We start from the raw sequence: 15,724 nt of genomic DNA, 5'->3' as shown, positions 1-15,724 counted from the left end.
AGAGGCGTGTCGGGTTTTTCCCGAATGTCAGGCCTCGCCTGCGCGTATGGCTTCGTAGATGACTGCCAAGAGAGGCTTATGGTCCTCGAGCGAACCATCCTCATCCATCTGGTCGTATGCCGTCAGCGTGTCGAGCCAGGTGAAGAACGCCTCGAAGTCGTCATATCCGCTGATCACATCAAGAGAATGACCGTCTTCTGCCAGCAAGCCTGATACCTGGGCCATCAGCTCACGATAGGAAGGCAGGGCCCCATCCAGCTCGGTTGCGAGCTCATCGAGCTTTTCGTTGTAGCGCTGTTCGAATGCGGAAATGTTGTTGGCGTTCTGCATGATGCTGGCTCCTGTAGCTGGGGCCCCTTGCCCCGCGATGGAGTCACTATCAAGCCGTCCTTCTTGTGCCAGAAGCATTCTGCCAAATCTTTTGATGATCGGCATTTTCCCCTCGGTTCTGGCACCTCCCCTCTTCATGGAACATGAGCACTCGATCAGGAGAGAACCATGTTCCCGAAGCAAAAAAACTTCTACCGAGGGACCAAAGCCCGAACCACTAACTTCCAGCCCGCAAGTCGCGGAACTTTTGGTTCCGGCCTGTATTTCGGGGATCAAGCCTGTGCCGATGAATACGCAGGACCTGGCGGCTCTGTCTGGGAGGTCAAGCTCAACATGAGCAACCCTCTCCACTGCCTGGCCAGCCTTGAGCATGACTACGACCTGGACAGTCCGGCCGTTCCCCTCATCGAGCAGATTTTCTCGATCGAGACTGCAATTGAGCTGATAACCAGGGCTATTGAAACCGACGGCTATTTTGGAGTTGAGATTCAGCAGCGACTTGAGCAGCTCGGTCATGACGGACTTGTGGCCACCTACCCGGACGGCAGTTACGAGGTAGTGGTCTTTTCCCCTGCACAGGTCCTGGATGTTCGTCGACTGGATAGCCGCGCAGCTTGACGTCTCCTACAAGGAAGCGTGGAGTTCACACTCTGAATTCAGGGGGTTCAGGCACGCCAGCAGGTGGCAGATTATCGGCTTGGCGAGTCGGGATTTCAGCGTGCCATTTTGGCTTTGTGCCACCCGTCAAATCGCGCAACCTCTTCCCACCCCCAGCCAAAAGGAATCAGGCAAATGGTCAAATTCACCCCCGAACTTCTCGACGGTTACACCTACATGCTGGATGGCGATCGTACGGTGGACACTGCCGTTCAGGAGTTGAAGGAGGCATTTTCTCCGCAGGCAATCTTCGATTCCGAGGAACGCAGGCTGATCAAGCTGAATCCTGGTACCACCCAGGACCTGCATGCCTACATCAGTGTCGGATACAACCAGTTCGGCGCAGACGCCCGAGCAGTAGCATTCAAAATTCTGGTAACCGATACCGAACAGACTGCTGGCACTGCTCTCCTCTGCGCAGAGGGCTATTTCATCGCCACGACCTGCAAAGGGTTGGATCTGGTCATCGCGATGGACAATATCAGCCAGGACGTTTACCTAGCCGGGGAACTCTTCAGTCAAGGATGGCCACGCCGTAATGGCACCTTCACGCTTTTCACCCAGCTGATCGTTCACCCCGATCTGCGGTCCCCTGTACTCCATGACCTGATGCTGGAGCTCGAGGGGGGTATCTGCTCACTATCGCCGGACATCCCAACTCTCTCCTCGGGGCTCATGCTGGTTTTCAACCGGGATTCTGAGCCGACCAACGTGCTGCTGGAGCAGTGCAGTATCTGCACCGTTCACGAACAACGGGACCAACTCCGCCTGTTCAGCATCCCAACGGAATCTTTCGTCACCGATCGACCCAGCGCACGCACCACTCGCAAGCGAGTTTGCGAGTTCCGGTTCGACGCTTGCGCTTAATCGCCCTCCTCCGTTGCCGGCAGGATCTCACCCGTTAGGATCTCGCCGGCAACCGCTTTCTGCTTATCAGTCTGACCTGAGGTCCCCATGCCCATTCGCCATTGCATTGTCCATTTCATCGACAAGAAACCCGACGGGAACCCGGCGGCACTCCACTCCCGGGATGCCGAACTGGAACACAACGAGGCCGCAGATAACCTGCTTGCCGATCTCAACGATGCCTACAACGCCAAGGCAACTAAAGGTTGGGGGCTTTTCCATGGTCAATCGGGGGCCTATCCACTGAGTGGGTGGCTGAGCGAGTACCTGGATGGCGGACAGGATTTCGTGAGCTTCAGCCGCCAGGCAGCCGAGCACTTGGTGAGGCTGATGGAAGAATCGAGCCTGACTGTCGGGGGCCATTTCCTGCTGGCGCATTACCAGCAAGGCATGACTGACTACCTCATGCTCGCAATGCTCCATCACCGCGACGGCGTCGCGCTGACCGAAGGCCTCGAGGTAGCCGCCATCAAGCATCTCGATGTGGGGCAACTCCACCTTGCCGCAAGGATCAATCTGTCTGAGTGGCGTAACAACCCCAAGTCGCGCCAGTACATTTCCTTCCTCAAGAAAGGTGGCCGCAAGGCTTTCGACTACTTCCGCGCCTTCATCGGTTGCGAGGAAGGCCACGATGCTCCAAGCGAGACGCGAACTCTGCTGAAAGCATTCTCCGACTTCGTTGAAAGCGAAGACCTGCCAGAAGCAGCTGCCAGGGAGAAAACCGACACGCTGGTTGATTACGCCAACGCCCAAGCGCGACTCGGGCAACCGGTAACCCTGGACGAACTTTCGAGCCTGATCGACGAAGACCGACCGAAAGCCTTCTACGACTACATCCGGAACAAGGACTATGGTCTGGCTCCGGAAATTCCTGCGGACAAGCGGACTTTGAAGGAGTTCCAGCGCTTCACAGGACGTGCTGAAGGCTTGGCCATCACCTTCGAAGCCCATCATTTGGGATCGACGGTTGAGTACGATGAAGAGCAGGATATGCTGATCATCCGCAACATTCCGCGCCAGCTCAAAGACCAACTCGCGAAGCGGAAGGACTCTCAAGGGGCCTAAGCGGCCCCGACCACTCTTACCACGTGAATACAGCATTACAGGAGAAGTGGGTGACCAGTCTGCAACCGGACCAGATCCTCAAAGGCGTCAGAGCAACGTACGAGTCGATGCTGCACTCCTCACTCGGGCATGGGCGTACGAACGGTACCTGCCTCTACGCCGCCATCCTCTGTGAGGCCCTGCTACGAAAATTCGCCGCTCTGGACCCAATTATTCGAGGTGGTGACGGTAAGAGGGATGGTGGCCTGGTTATTGATGGGGTTCCGCACGGCCACTACTGGGTTGAAGTCGAATATCAGGGCGGAATCCACGTCGTAGACATCACTGCAGACCAGTTCGGCCTCGACGCCATGGTGTTTGCCCCGAAAGACAGCATTTCTGCTGCATACGTGGCAGGTGACCAGGCGACTGTTGACGCTCACGTCCGGGACATGAGGAACAAGATCAAAGAAGAATATGCTGATCGGGAGCTCCCTTAGCAAAGCCAGGCAGAGATGACTGCATGACCTTTGTCCGGGAGGATTCTGGCACACAGCCGGCCCCCTGAGACTGGCGACTTTCAAACAGGGAGTCGCCCATGCTTCTACCAATCGCTCTCTTCGCATCCCTCATCTGCGCAGCGCTGGCCATGACTTGGCTGGCCCACACTCTTCCAGTAGCCTTTGCCACTGAAATTCAAGGTGTGGCAGCTATCCTGGCACTGCTCGCGCTTGCCCTCCTGATCACTGCATGCCGTCCGAACCGGTACCTTCAATGACTACCAAGAACAACAAACCAGAAGTCCTCGATGCTCGCTGGGCTGACTGGAACCACCAGGTGGTCACCATCAAGAGCGGGCGCAAACATGCCTGCAAGGTCCCTTGCAAAGATTGCCCATGGAGGCGTGATTCCGTCGGAGTCTTCCCGGCCGAGGCATTCCGACTTTCCGCGGCAACCGCCTATGACATGAGCGACCGAACCTTTGGCTGCCATACCACCGGGAAGGAGAAGCCAACTACCTGCGCGGGCTTCCTCCTCAGGGGGGCCGATCACAATCTCTCGGTTCGGTTAAATCTCATCAATGGTGAACTGGACATGAACCAGGTTTCGGACGGCGGAGTCGATCTGTTCGACAGCTATGCAGAGATGGCCATCGCCAACGGCGTCGACCCCGAAGATCCGATTTTGAAGCCCTGCAGGAACAACTATTCCTGACCGGGACCTGGCTTCTGGCACACCAGCCCAGCCCTGATCATGGCTCCATCTCATAAGGAGCCATGCGATGAACGTAACCTTCACCTACAGCTACAACCACAGCATCGTGCCCCCTCGCTGCCGCCTGCCTCGTACAGTCCGCGAGCACGACGGACTGATCACCGTAGAAATTCGGGAAATCCCGCCGGAGCAAGCCCCGGTGGCGATCATCAGCCGAAACAACAGCGACCAGGGGCACGATCCAGTGGAATACCGCACTTTCGAGGGCTGCCTCTGGACGAACTGCAAGCTCTTCGCCGGCGCGCGGGACAACAAAGCGGAAGGAGGCCCGAACGCGACCCATCGCATGCCAGAGCCTGAGATCTCTCTGGTGACGGAAAGCGTCACGCTGAGCCATTGGGAACAGGGAATCTACATCGGCGCCTATCAGGGAAAGGCCGGGATTGACGAATATCTGGAGAGGTGGGCACGCGATCGGATCATCATCGATGGCCAACTGTTTTTGCCGGTCGGAGAACCCATGTATGTGGTGATGACCTTCGGCCTGTCAAACAACCACGGCGGTACGTCCCTCCATTGCACAGACTTCTTGAACGCCAACATTAAGGATTCCTCCTACTTCTCCATTTTGGAGTTCGATCGAGCTCTGGAGTACGCCCGTCAGGTGGCAGCAAACCGCGGCGACACTATCAAATTCTCCGTCGATCCTGGCTTCGAGTTTCAGGTCCTGATCCCCAAGGCCGTTCAGTGGAAGAACCCTGGCTTGTCAGTGGCTACATGACCGCGCCCTGACTCCTCACCCGCCATCACCCGAGCTTCTAGCGTGCTCAATAGAGACCTTGTGCTGGGTGATGGTGGCACGACCTACCTGGTCAGAAAATTCCCTCATCAAATACACACCCGAATCAGACACATACCGTCTGAGCCGATGAGGAGATGAAATGGCTAAGTTATCCAAAGAAGCGGCGAAGCGTCACAAGCAGGCGCTCGACCTGGTTTACTCGGACAAGAGCCTGCGTCTCGAGGACCGCTATTTCATCTTGGAACATTTCCATGAGTCCGCGACCAACATGAATGGTCTAGCCGGCGCATTCTTCACGCCAGAGGGACTGGCCAACGATTTCTCCATCGAAGTCCCGGAGTGTGAGTCCTTGATTGACCTTTGCGCAGGCATCGGGAGGCTGGCTTTCGCCTGCCGCGAGCGTGCAAAGCGTATCGTGTGTGTCGAGATTAACCCTGAGTACGCTGAAGTTGGGAAGCGAGTGCTCCCAGAAGCGGAGTGGATCGTTAGCGATGTGTTTTCAATCCCGGATATGGGGCGTTTCAGTACTGCGATTTCGAATCCACCCTTTGGATCTGTGAAGACTGGCCAGGCGTTCGACGGTCGCTACACAGGGGCAAGTTTTGAGTACAAGCTCATCGAAGCCGCATCCAAGATCGCTGATCACGGCGTGTTCATCATCCCGCAGACATCCGCCCCATTCCGGTACTCGGGCCAACGCTCCTATAGCGTCGAGATTACGCGGGAGTGTGAGAAGTTCATGAGTCAGACCGGTATCGTGCTCGACCATAATTGCGGCCTGGACACATCCGCCTACAAGAACGAATGGCACGGCGTCAGTCCGATCTGCGAGATCGTCTTGTGCGACTTCACCCAAGACCCTGCCGAAATCCCAGCCGCTCCGGCAGAGGCAGAGCAGAATTCCGTGTCCAAGGCTGTAGTCGCGCCTCCTGCACTAATCCCGCCACCGGCTCCAGCGCAGAGCGAACCCACGCTGGCGACCGTGCCCGATCGTGCTGTAGCGCCAGCACCAACTGCACCGGCCCGAATGAAAGCCTCCAGGAAGCCAGACACAGGTTCTGCCAACCCGCAGTCCTTTGCCCAGCTCTCCCTTTTTGATGCAGCGTAGAGGGCTTTTTCCGGGCGCTTCTGGCACACCCCCTGCGCCTTAAGAATGGTCATCAGTCCCCGGACTTCGCTGGAATGAAACCCAAGCATCCGGACAATTAAGGCAGACCACTCTGGAGAATCAGCCCGTGATGAGCACCACCGTCTACCATGCCCTCGAGCAGATCGCGAATACCCCTGGCACTAACGACAAGCTGGCGCTACTGAAGACCCACGTCGACAGCGAAGCCTTCCAGCGCGTCCTGATCTACATGCTCAACCCATTCATCACTTTTGGCATCCGCCCGGCCCGGGCTAGCCAGTTCGGGGCCGAGGAGTTCAGCCAGGAAACCTGGTCGATGCTCGACCAATTGGCCGCCCGAGGCCTCACCGGACACCGCGCTGAGGAGGCGGTTACTCGGGCATTGACGTCCTTGAACCCAGAGTCCTCTGAATTGCTCTGGCGCATCCTTTCCAAGGACCCGCGCGCCGGCTTCAGCGAAACCAGCGTCAACAAAGTCTGTTCCGGGCTTATTCCTGAGTTCAGCTACATGCGCTGCAGCCTCCCTCACCACACCAATCTTTCGGAGTGGAACTGGGCTGCTGGTATCTACTCGCAGGTCAAAGCCGACGGCATGTTCGTCAACGTGACGATCGAAGCCAATGAGGTCAGCCTCACCTCGCGCGCTGGCACCCTTCTCCCTGGAGCACCGTTCCAAGAACTGCTCGACGGGCTTCGTCAGCTTCCGACCGGGCAAGCGCATGGTGAGCTGCTCGTCGAATGCGACGGCAAGATTCTCCCCCGTGAGGTCGGCAACGGCATGCTGAACTCGGTAGTCCAGGGCGGCCAGTTCGACCTTGGCTGCCGGCCGATCATCAAATTGTGGGATCAGATCCCGCTGGCCTCGGTCAAGAAGGGTGGGCGCTGCGACACCCCATACAAGGACCGCTTCGGTCAGCTGACCGATCTCGTAACGGCGCTCGCCCACTCGGCGATCTCGATGATCGAGACGCGCATCGTGTACTCCTTTAAGGAGGCCATTGACCACTATGTGGAGCAGCTTGAACTCGGACTGGAAGGCACGATTATCAAGAAGCCCGAGGCTATCTGGTTTGACGGTACCAGCAAGGATCAGGTCAAGCTGAAGCTCGAAGCCCCCTGCGAGCTTGAAGTGGTTGATTTCCTTCCTGGTAAAGGAGCAAACGCAAAGACCTTCGGGTCACTGCTCTGCAAGAGCTCCTGTGGCCAGCTGGTTGTAGGAGTAAGCGGCTTCAAGAAGAAGAAACGAGAAGAGATCCATCTCAATCGGGATACGTGGCGCGGGATGATCATCACTGTACGATCCAACCAGATCATGCGTCCGAAGAAGCCAGGCAAACCATACAGCCTCTTCCTCCCCCGCTTCGTCGAAGAGCGCTTGGACAAGTCGGTTGCGGATGATCTGGTGCGGATCGAGGAGCAGTTCGAAAACGCTATCCGCATGGCTGCCTTGGGATTGGCTGCCTAATCTCAGACACGAAAGGGGCCGCCTAATGGCGGCCCGATCTTATTGGCCTCTTAAAACTCAAAGCATCCGCAGGGGCACGTCAGCCAGGTAAGTCCGTGCGAGCAAATGCCCTCCTCTCGATCCCCTGCCTGATCCTCAGCCTCTTCTTGAGGACTACGGTATCCGTACTTCTCCCGGGCATATTGAAAAGCTTCGATCGCCTCTTGGCTCGCGGTTTCTTCATCTCCAAACTCGCTGCGCATGGCAGCGCAAAAGCAGGTGAGCACCACCATTTCGTACGTCGGATATCGCTCTACCGCCTGGCGGTACAACTCGCCAACTCGGTTTTGAGTTCTGCTCGGCAACATCTGCACTACACAGTCATCAGCTCCTCGAACCCACGGCCGGATCTGCTGCTTGACGACATCGCTCCAATCTTGGGAGCTCACCCCCATGAATTCGGTTTTCATCGATTTCTCCCAGAATCTGGGCAACCGTAACAACACCGCTCCCGCGGCTCACGCCAAAGTAGGTTTGTGAAATTCGTTCGTGGCTGGTGTCACTAGCCATGGCGTGGAGAATTCACGGTGTGCGGTACGGCAAGCTCCCTACCATGCCCAAGGTTATGATCCGTCAATGTCAACACAACGCCTGGAGTAGCAGGGAAATGCCTTTGAATCACACCGAGCTTGAAGATCGTTGGCATCGGCTCTGGCGCGCGCTTGGCGCAGCACCTGCTGCAGGTGCCTTCGACTACCTCTGTATGCAATACAGCGAGCCCGGACGGCACTACCACACCCTTGAACACATAGCCGCGTGCCTTGAACACTTCGACTCTTGGCGTCATCTGGCCGACAAACCTCACCTGGTTGAACTGGCGCTGTGGCTTCACGACGTGATCTACGACACGCACCGAGTGGACAATGAAGCTTGCAGCGCTCAGTACGCCATCGCCTTGCTCACAGCTGCCGGCGTTCCCGAGTACGCCCCAGCTGTGGAAGCGATGATCATGGCGACCACCCACCAGACTGGCTCCCAGGCCGATGATTGCGGCCTGGTGCTCGACATTGATTTGGCGGTTCTGGCACAGCCACCACAGGCGTATAAATCCTACCAACAGGCAGTTCAACAGGAATTTGCCTGGGTACCGGATGACCTTTTCCGTGCCGGACGTGCAGACGTCCTACGGGGACTGCTGAGCTCTCACCCGCTGTACGGCCACCCTGAAATCTCGGCCGCATGGGAAGCGATTGCAAGGTCGAACATCGAATCCGAACTGTTGGAGCTGGAAGGCCCGCAGTCCAAGTAGCTCATTCAAGAGGTGAACTATGTGCAAGCTGAACGCCCAGGACCGGGCGACCCTAGAGAAAGCCAAGGCCCAGGCTGCAGAGCTGGTTGAGGCCCTGACCAAGCTCGGCTCAGCGAAGAACGGACTGCTCGGTCTCGAGGGACTGGATCTCCAGCAGCAGGCAATTTCCATTGAAAAGCGACTGGGCGCGATCCAGTCCGTAACGGAGTAATCACAATGCCGACCAAAACGACTGGCTCGGAACTCAAGGCCTTCTACAACGACGACGGGTTTTGGAAGCCGAATGGTGAAGATGATGTCTGGCATGAGGAGCTTGAGCTTGAAGTTAACGGCCAGGTCATGAATGACTCCTTCTCCATCGGCGAAGACCTCAAGCCAGAGGACCAGGTTCGAATCATGGCTGGGTGGGTGCAGTCGAATGACGGTTCTGTCGACGTTTCCTTCGAAACCTACTTCAAGCGCTGGAAGAAGAAGCAAGACACGGTTTTCCTCTCGGTCCAGGCACCGAAGGACAAGCTGGATGCCATCAAGGAGGCGATCATCGCCGCCGGCGGAAAAGTAGCATGAGCCTCTCAATAGAGGGGTTCGCCAAGGTCCAGCAGTGGCTTCTAGATGAGGGATTCTGCAGGGATGAGGTGGCCACCGCTGAGCAGGTCCAGGCAGTAGCCCAGAAACTTGAGGGTGAAGGGAACCGTCTCATCAGCCTTGCAGAAGACATCCGTATCCAGTTGTCCGCGGCACGCCCAGCGGACAAAACGGCATGGTGAGGTGAACATGTCCTGGGCAGATCGAGCGGCACCGATAGTGGCAGAAGTCATCAACCGCGTTGGCCGGAAAGACATGACTGCATTGCGCAAGGCTCTCGCCGAGGCATACCCCTGGGGAAACCGCGCAAACAGGCCTTACAAAGCGTGGCTCTCTGAGGTCAAGCGCCAGCTCGGGCACCCGCTTAACGCCCCCAGGACTGACCTCAACAACCGGCAAATCGATTTCTTGCAAGATCAGTGATCATTCTCTCCCGCGCCGGTTCTGGCACACCGTCAGCCCCCTGAAGATTTCCTCAGTCCACTCAACTGAGGAAGTCACATGAACAACACATCCGTCAGCGCCGGCCTCGGCTTTATGCGTGCCGCTTTCAACGGTATAGGCAAATCGGTCGGTGATCGGGAACGCTCCAAACTTCTCCATGAAGCGATGGAAATCGCGATCAAGGGCAAGATGGCCTTTGATCTGGATGACGTTGAGCCGATGAAACGTTTGCAGATGACCACTTCGGTCGGCGTTTTCCGCCCCTTCTCGGACCACAACTACTTCACCGCATGCCTGGCAGGGGGAACGTTTTGCCGGCTGTGGGAAAAGGCCTTCGACTTCAAACCATTCAAAGCCCCGCTGGTTGCGATATCGACTTCCGAAGTCCTGAAAGACAATCGGGTTGCACCAGGTGTCGCACTGCTGGTGCCCGGCGATGACACCGACCTGATGATGCCTCGATTCCAGGACCTGCAGGTGTGGTGGTGCACCAGTCTCAGTACCAGCAAAGACACGATTACCCTCAGTCGTTATCGACTGACAGAGGACCGTCGTTACCCGTTCTCCCGTGAGGGGCATCCGGCAAACCTCAAGCGCCTGACCCGGGCAACCTGGAAGGACTTCGTCTGCGGCGCAAATGGTGCTGAGCAATGATCCCGCTCTACCCAGCGCTCGACCTCCCCGCTCTTGATGTAGCTCGTTTGCGCCGGGGGCTAGCCGTGCAAACCCGGATTTTCTTCGCCGACAGCATTCCTGGGAACAAGGCAAAGGTCATTCGCTTTTGGGATACCCCAAAGGGCGTCTTTGTCCGCTGTAACTACGGCAAGAACCAGGGTGGGCAGTCGTTGCTCAAGACCATGCCAGCCAACGTGCTGGCCCTGGCCGATTAGCTCACGGCTTCCGGCACGCGCTCGGTCTCCCGAGCATAGACCTGATCAAATACGAGTACGTTCGAATGATTTCTACGATTCCGCCCAAATCCCAGCTCGAAGAGCTGATCGGCGATTCCCAGAACCTCACTGTTGGCCGGCGTGAATTTGCTGTTTCAAACATCCGCCGCGAGGGCGATCTTGGTCTGTTTGCCACGTTCAAAACCAAACGCGCGGAGTTCATTGCGATGAACATTCCCGCCCGTGTCATCGGGCGTCCCAACGCCGAAGCCTGGAGTGTGCTGTCCCTTCGTAACCGAGGGAGCAAGATTGTTGACTTCGCGATCGATCAGGGCCGCGTCCTGGTACTGGTGTGACAAGAGGAAATGCTCATGCTGACCATCTTCATGGCGTCTGCATCGCTGGCTTGTTGGGTATGCACCGAACGAACGGCTCAGCGAGGATTCGGATTCACCCCTGCGAAAGGTCTGGCAAAGCTGATCGACAACGTGCCTCATCTACTTGCGTTCGTCGCCTCTGCCGGCCTGGCAGCTCAAAGCCCCATCCTCGGTGTTGTGTTGTTGGCCATGCACAACGTGGTTTTGCTACTGCTGGCTCTGATGGTGAGAGCCGACACCTTGGATGCTCGATCCCCACGGCTTCGAAAGCGCAGTGATGCGTTGGCAACAATGGACGGCCGCCGTATCTGGAGGCTTACCTCCATGTACACCACGATCCTCATGATTGTTCTTGGAGTGCCGGCGTTCTCGCTGCTGCTGCACCTGCTGAACTGAGCCGACGATGGCCCACGAAATATAGGCCACCCACTTGGCTGGTGACACACACCGTCCAGCCTCACCATGGGACATCGATTGAAGGAGTCACCTCATGAGTACCAAGATCAATCACGGCCGGATCAAACGCCGCGCAACCCTGGAGCAGGCACTTGCCGAGCTTGTACGGATACGCCCTGCTTTCATCCAGGAAGCTCGCAAGGCGGTGGCTACCGTCATTGCTCGAAAGCTCGCCTTCGGCCGGGACCTGGCGGAGAACTACTGCCTTGTCGATGAGGACCGCAATCGCTGGTCCCGAAACCATGTGTTAGGCCAGATCGAGGACGCCTACCGTAATCAGGACAATACGATCAAAACCATGAATTGGGACTTCATAGGTTCGGTATCAGTTTTGCCGTTCCGCGGTGATGTTCTGATGCTGACGTATTGGCGCAACCATGCGCCGTTCGCTCGCCTGATTGAAGACGCGGGATTCACTGACTACCACTACCAGAACTCAACCGACAGGCCTGACACAATCAGCGAAGCTGAGTGGGACACCAGGAGAGATGCGTGGGATGAGGCACTACCCACCGGCAGGGCAGTCGATGTCGCTTTCGAGTTCCAGCTGGTGGATTGGTACGACATCATTTCCGCAAGATATGACGCCGATCTGATCCGAGCCTGCGCTCCCAGCGAAAAGGCCCGCAGGGAGCGAGTCGCTTACCACCTCACGGAAATCGAACAGTTCCACGGATGTGATACGACACAAGGCGCAATGCGCATTGTTCGCAAGGTTCGAGAGATCTATCCAGATCGGGTAACGTCGATTCATCTTTGCGCAACGCCGCTGCAGGAGGTGTGAAGCATGCCCAGCCCGTTATTTTCGCTGTTGCTCAACGCCGCACTACACAGTGCCCAGCTCCGCGTCTGCCGTGCGATCTACTCTGACCTTTTTGGGACGGGAAGCCTGTATGAGCCTCGCCTACAAGGTTACTACTCCACCCTGGACCTGGCTCGAAAGGCTATTCAGGAACTTGCGGATTACTGTCGACGGCAGAGCATCAATGCGAGCAGCCATCCATTGTTCGACTCACTCGACTTGAAGGATGAATTTCTTGCCCGTGTAGAGCTAGGACGGGAATTCGTCCTGGACGATATCACTCCCAGCCAGATCTATGAGACCGGGGAGAAAGGCTGGATCGTTCAGTTCCAGGGCTGGATGCTGCGTCGAGGCAAGCTGGAAGAGATGACCGACAGCTACGGTCTACCAGCGTTTGCTCATCCCCTGGTGCTGATCAGCCCAACTGGTGAGCGCCACACTTTAGAAATGCCCGACGCTAGGATCGAGCGCGCACGTCTTGCCTATTCGCTGATAATGGGCACCGAATATGTGGGCGACGATGGACTTGGAAGCGACCCAGAACATCCGTTCGAGCGAGTGGCCTAGCCGCTTCTGGCACATGCAGCTGCGGGAGATCCTGTTGGCCTCTTACCAATAGGATTAGACCATGCCGTTCTACAGACTTCCCAACTCCAGCGAACCACATTCTGTCCCGCCTCTAACCACTGATTCCATGGATTTCCGGGCTTACTGGAAGGGCAACGAAGCCATTCTGATTGCCCGGCCGGGGCGCGGGCTCATCCTGCGCTGCCCAGAGAGCCCGCACTTCAAAGAGGTCAACTTCATGGTTGGAGGTGAAGTCTGCTCTGCACCACTCCATGAAGATGGTCTGATCGACGTTGATGAGATCGGGTGCCTAGATCCCCGAGGTTGGGACTTTGAAGGAGAGGGATGGGTTGTTCGGCAGTTGAACAAGCCTGAGCTCATCGACATTCGCCTAAGACCCTACGGGGAGGTCAGCGACCTGTACTTCGAACATGATGACTTCGAGATCCGCGACCCAACGCTCAGCGAGTGTGGGCGCTTTAAGGTTGAGCCCAGACATTACGGGTTCATGAAGATTTCGCCCGACGATACCCTGTGGTACCGGCCTGTTCCACAAGGCAGCCTTGTGGTGACCCCCACGCAAGTAGTTCTCATGGATGAATCGGGACAGATTCTTGCTGCGAGGGACATCGACGCGATCCCGGTACCTGGCGAGGAAGAAACGCCAGTCTGAACCCTGGCCTGCTTCTGGCACACTTCCAACCCCTTGATCCTGTGACCAACACTTTCATCACAGGATCAACGAAATGTCCTTCCTGCGCCGCTTCATCAGCACCACCCCTGACATCGACAGATTGCTGGCAGCGAATGCTGCAGTTGCTGTCGGAGTCAGCGGTGGCCAAGACAGTCAGGCTTGCCAACTGGCCGTACACGAACATCTCAATTCGATCGGCCATACCGGCCCCCGCATTGCCGTGCATGCGGACTTAGGCCGTGTTGAATGGGATCAGAGCCTTCCGAAGTGCCAGGAGATGGCAGAGTTCCTGGGATGGGAGCTTCTGGTCGTGCGTACCGGCAGCGGCGACATGATGGATCGCTGGTTGACGCGCTTTGATAACAACGTGAGGCGCTACATCGACCTCGAGTGCGTTCAGATGATCCTGCCCTGGTCTACTGCCTCGATGCGTTTTTGCACTTCCGAAAAGAAAGCAAAACCGATTGCGAGCGCCCTCAAGAAACGATTTCCCGGCCAGGACGTAATCAACGTGGTGGGTGTGCGACGCGAAGAAAGCGCGAACCGGGCAAAGCAACCCGTAAGCAAGCCGGATAGCACGCTGGTCACCCGGGGTAAGGAGGGGGCGACCTGGAACGCGATCATCGATATGAAGCGGGACGAGGTGATCGACTTCATCGAGTCATACGGACTGGCCAGGCACGTCGGCTACACCACCTACAACATGACCAGGATTAGTTGCGCATTTTGCGTGCTTGCTTCGGCAGGGGACCTGAAGTCGTCGACTGGGTATGAAGGGAACCACGACATTTACAGGGAAATGGTCGGGCTCGAAATCGCATCCACCTTCTCGTTCCAATCCGGTAAATGGCTGGGAGACGTGAGGCCTGATCTCTTGACGCTAGACATGCGCCAGGCTCTGGAGGATGCAAAGCGTAAGGCCATCACCCGCCAAAATGCGGAGGCTCGCCTTCCGAAGCACTTGCTGTATGTGAAGGGATGGCCTGTTGCGGTACCTACCCACGGGGAGGCCGAACTGCTTGCCGAGGTGCGATGCACTGTTGCCGATGAACTTGGCTTGGCCATCAACTATCGAGATGCACAAAGCATCATCGTCCGGTACGAGGAGCTTATGGCCAAGGCCGCGGCGAAGGGTAAGGGCCTCTCCCCTACTTTCGAACAGCAAGCCTCAGGCCTGCTGATTCCTGTTCAGCAGATCGATGCACAAGAACACGCCTGGCCCTTCTGAGGCCAGGCTCCCTATCTCAACGGCCACTGGCATTCGAAAGTCAGCCTAACCGCTGGCTTGTTCAGGCATTCGGTAGATCCTCTTACATCGACTTTCGATGGGGCCAGGCTGGGCTGTCAAAATTTCTACTCTACGGTTTGGCCGGATTGATGCTGTTCGCACGCTTGAATGGCAGCATTCGTTGCCTGGATGACCTCATCCAATCGACGGCGAATTATCGGTAAATCGCCGATGGTGAGAGCTCCACCAATTGCCAACACTGAACTCAATTCCTTCGCGGCCTGTGATGCCTCGGTTTCCAGAGATCCGGGTTCTTTTGTGCTCATGAGCTTTCCTATGCCAACGATTTGTTCAGACCGTCACGGAGGCAGTGCGCCTGATCCTCATAACGATCGGAGCGGTCCAGAATCTGTCCGCAGGAATTCGTGATCTGCCAGAAGCAGTCACCTGTTTCAATCTCGTCAACTAACAATTCAAGCATCCGACTGTTGTCGACCTGTACGCTGTAAGCGACCTCAAAACCATCTAATTCTTCACGCTCGATGCTCATTGGCTTTTTCCTATGTGATGAGATCGCCGAGAGTGCCACCTTGATCTGCCAGAAGCCTCGCTCCAGGCATTTCGCTGAACATGCTCGGCAGCGACTTGGAGGGTCAGTAGTCGGCGGTTTCCTCAGTAACTGGGAGCCAGGATAACGGCTGTTCGCCCAGTCCCCACTCCATGTACCGATCATCTCACAGCGATAGGGAATGCAACCTCATAACAAGGCTCCAGACACCGACAACTCCTACCCGAATGTCAGTCGGCAACGGTAACTAGGGTATGGATTCCAGACTGCGGCTTTG

The 15,724-nt window shown here is 56.8% G+C and carries 24 protein-coding genes; 20 read left to right on the top strand and 4 right to left on the bottom strand.

What is annotated here, in order from left to right; genetic code table 11:
• Positions 1-27 precede the first annotated feature (27 nt).
• Positions 28-330, bottom strand: a complete 303-nt coding sequence (locus VQ067_RS31720; protein ID WP_010792776.1) for a hypothetical protein — start codon at positions 328-330, stop codon at positions 28-30.
• 168 nt (positions 331-498) lie between these two features.
• Between VQ067_RS31720 and VQ067_RS31715 the strand changes: the two genes are divergently transcribed.
• The 8 genes from VQ067_RS31715 to VQ067_RS31680 all read left to right on the top strand — a co-directional run bounded on the left by VQ067_RS31715 (position 499) and on the right by VQ067_RS31680 (position 7,548).
• Complete coding sequence (locus VQ067_RS31715) at positions 499-948, top strand: ADP-ribosyltransferase-containing protein (protein WP_010792775.1); 450 nt, start codon at positions 499-501, stop codon at positions 946-948.
• A gap of 174 nt (positions 949-1,122) precedes the next feature.
• On the top strand, positions 1,123-1,854 hold the full coding sequence (locus VQ067_RS31710; protein WP_340080972.1) for a hypothetical protein: 732 nt from the start codon (positions 1,123-1,125) through the stop codon (positions 1,852-1,854).
• A gap of 87 nt (positions 1,855-1,941) precedes the next feature.
• A complete protein-coding gene (yejK, locus tag VQ067_RS31705; protein WP_340080971.1) occupies positions 1,942-2,958 on the top strand; it encodes a nucleoid-associated protein YejK in 1,017 nt (338 codons plus the stop codon).
• 50 nt (positions 2,959-3,008) lie between these two features.
• Positions 3,009-3,437, top strand: a complete 429-nt coding sequence (locus tag VQ067_RS31700) for a hypothetical protein (protein WP_010792757.1) — start codon at positions 3,009-3,011, stop codon at positions 3,435-3,437.
• A 274-nt stretch (positions 3,438-3,711) separates the two neighbouring features.
• Entirely contained in the window at positions 3,712-4,152 is a 441-nt protein-coding gene (locus tag VQ067_RS31695; RefSeq protein ID WP_010792756.1) for a DUF6283 family protein, read from the top strand.
• 67 nt (positions 4,153-4,219) lie between these two features.
• On the top strand, positions 4,220-4,933 hold the full coding sequence (locus tag VQ067_RS31690) for a hypothetical protein (protein WP_010792755.1): 714 nt from the start codon (positions 4,220-4,222) through the stop codon (positions 4,931-4,933).
• A 160-nt stretch (positions 4,934-5,093) separates the two neighbouring features.
• Positions 5,094-6,062, top strand: coding sequence for a methyltransferase (locus VQ067_RS31685; RefSeq protein WP_021018460.1), 969 nt, complete (start codon positions 5,094-5,096; stop codon positions 6,060-6,062).
• A 130-nt stretch (positions 6,063-6,192) separates the two neighbouring features.
• Positions 6,193-7,548, top strand: a complete 1,356-nt coding sequence (locus VQ067_RS31680; RefSeq protein WP_019484834.1) for an ATP-dependent DNA ligase — start codon at positions 6,193-6,195, stop codon at positions 7,546-7,548.
• Positions 7,549-7,598: 50 nt separating this feature from the next.
• On the opposite strand, the gene VQ067_RS31675 is transcribed toward VQ067_RS31680, so the two are convergent.
• Positions 7,599-7,997 (bottom strand): hypothetical protein, encoded by a 399-nt coding sequence (locus VQ067_RS31675; RefSeq protein ID WP_021018458.1) that lies wholly within the window; start codon positions 7,995-7,997, stop codon positions 7,599-7,601.
• Positions 7,998-8,200: 203 nt separating this feature from the next.
• On the opposite strand from VQ067_RS31675, the gene VQ067_RS31670 reads away from it, so the two are divergent.
• The 12 genes from VQ067_RS31670 (at position 8,201) to VQ067_RS31615 (ending at position 14,879) form a co-directional block, all read left to right on the top strand.
• Complete coding sequence (locus VQ067_RS31670) at positions 8,201-8,836, top strand: HD domain-containing protein (protein WP_225317817.1); 636 nt, start codon at positions 8,201-8,203, stop codon at positions 8,834-8,836.
• A gap of 19 nt (positions 8,837-8,855) precedes the next feature.
• Positions 8,856-9,047, top strand: a complete 192-nt coding sequence (locus VQ067_RS31665) for a hypothetical protein (RefSeq protein ID WP_010792751.1) — start codon at positions 8,856-8,858, stop codon at positions 9,045-9,047.
• A 5-nt stretch (positions 9,048-9,052) separates the two neighbouring features.
• The gene (locus VQ067_RS31660) at positions 9,053-9,403 is read left to right on the top strand and encodes a hypothetical protein (RefSeq protein ID WP_010792750.1); all 351 of its coding nucleotides are present in this window, start codon (positions 9,053-9,055) and stop codon (positions 9,401-9,403) included.
• On the top strand, positions 9,400-9,603 hold the full coding sequence (locus VQ067_RS31655; protein ID WP_010792749.1) for a hypothetical protein: 204 nt from the start codon (positions 9,400-9,402) through the stop codon (positions 9,601-9,603). The genes VQ067_RS31660 and VQ067_RS31655 overlap by 4 nt, the downstream gene beginning before the upstream one ends.
• 319 nt (positions 9,604-9,922) lie before the next feature.
• A complete protein-coding gene (locus VQ067_RS31650) occupies positions 9,923-10,519 on the top strand; it encodes a hypothetical protein (protein ID WP_010792747.1) in 597 nt (198 codons plus the stop codon).
• A complete protein-coding gene (locus VQ067_RS31645) occupies positions 10,516-10,755 on the top strand; it encodes a hypothetical protein (RefSeq protein WP_010792746.1) in 240 nt (79 codons plus the stop codon). Before VQ067_RS31650 ends, VQ067_RS31645 begins: the two co-directional genes overlap by 4 nt.
• 65 nt (positions 10,756-10,820) lie before the next feature.
• Positions 10,821-11,111, top strand: coding sequence for a hypothetical protein (locus tag VQ067_RS31640; protein WP_019484842.1), 291 nt, complete (start codon positions 10,821-10,823; stop codon positions 11,109-11,111).
• A 15-nt stretch (positions 11,112-11,126) separates the two neighbouring features.
• Positions 11,127-11,528 carry a hypothetical protein gene (locus VQ067_RS31635; protein ID WP_010792744.1) on the top strand — a complete coding sequence of 134 codons (402 nt, stop codon included), beginning with the start codon at positions 11,127-11,129 and terminating at the stop codon, positions 11,526-11,528.
• A gap of 94 nt (positions 11,529-11,622) precedes the next feature.
• Positions 11,623-12,372, top strand: a complete 750-nt coding sequence (locus VQ067_RS31630) for a hypothetical protein (RefSeq protein WP_010792743.1) — start codon at positions 11,623-11,625, stop codon at positions 12,370-12,372.
• Positions 12,373-12,375: 3 nt separating this feature from the next.
• Entirely contained in the window at positions 12,376-12,957 is a 582-nt protein-coding gene (locus VQ067_RS31625) for a hypothetical protein (RefSeq protein WP_010792742.1), read from the top strand.
• 61 nt (positions 12,958-13,018) lie between these two features.
• The gene (locus VQ067_RS31620) at positions 13,019-13,630 is read left to right on the top strand and encodes a hypothetical protein (RefSeq protein ID WP_010792741.1); all 612 of its coding nucleotides are present in this window, start codon (positions 13,019-13,021) and stop codon (positions 13,628-13,630) included.
• Between the two features lie 73 nt (positions 13,631-13,703).
• On the top strand, positions 13,704-14,879 hold the full coding sequence (locus VQ067_RS31615) for a phosphoadenosine phosphosulfate reductase domain-containing protein (protein WP_010792740.1): 1,176 nt from the start codon (positions 13,704-13,706) through the stop codon (positions 14,877-14,879).
• A 125-nt stretch (positions 14,880-15,004) separates the two neighbouring features.
• On the opposite strand, the gene VQ067_RS31610 is transcribed toward VQ067_RS31615, so the two are convergent.
• Together VQ067_RS31610 and VQ067_RS31605 are read right to left on the bottom strand one after the other, a co-directional pair.
• Complete coding sequence (locus VQ067_RS31610; RefSeq protein WP_021018457.1) at positions 15,005-15,205, bottom strand: hypothetical protein; 201 nt, start codon at positions 15,203-15,205, stop codon at positions 15,005-15,007.
• 8 nt (positions 15,206-15,213) lie between these two features.
• A complete protein-coding gene (locus VQ067_RS31605) occupies positions 15,214-15,429 on the bottom strand; it encodes a hypothetical protein (RefSeq protein WP_010792739.1) in 216 nt (71 codons plus the stop codon).
• Between the last annotated feature and the right edge of the window lie 295 nt (positions 15,430-15,724).

The organism is Pseudomonas sp. KBN12P06040 (genome assembly GCF_037574965.1).
Taxonomy (GTDB): domain Bacteria; phylum Pseudomonadota; class Gammaproteobacteria; order Pseudomonadales; family Pseudomonadaceae; genus Pseudomonas; species Pseudomonas aeruginosa.
The sequence above is the reverse complement of the archived record's forward strand: the minus strand, read 5'-3'. Positions and strand labels throughout refer to the sequence as shown.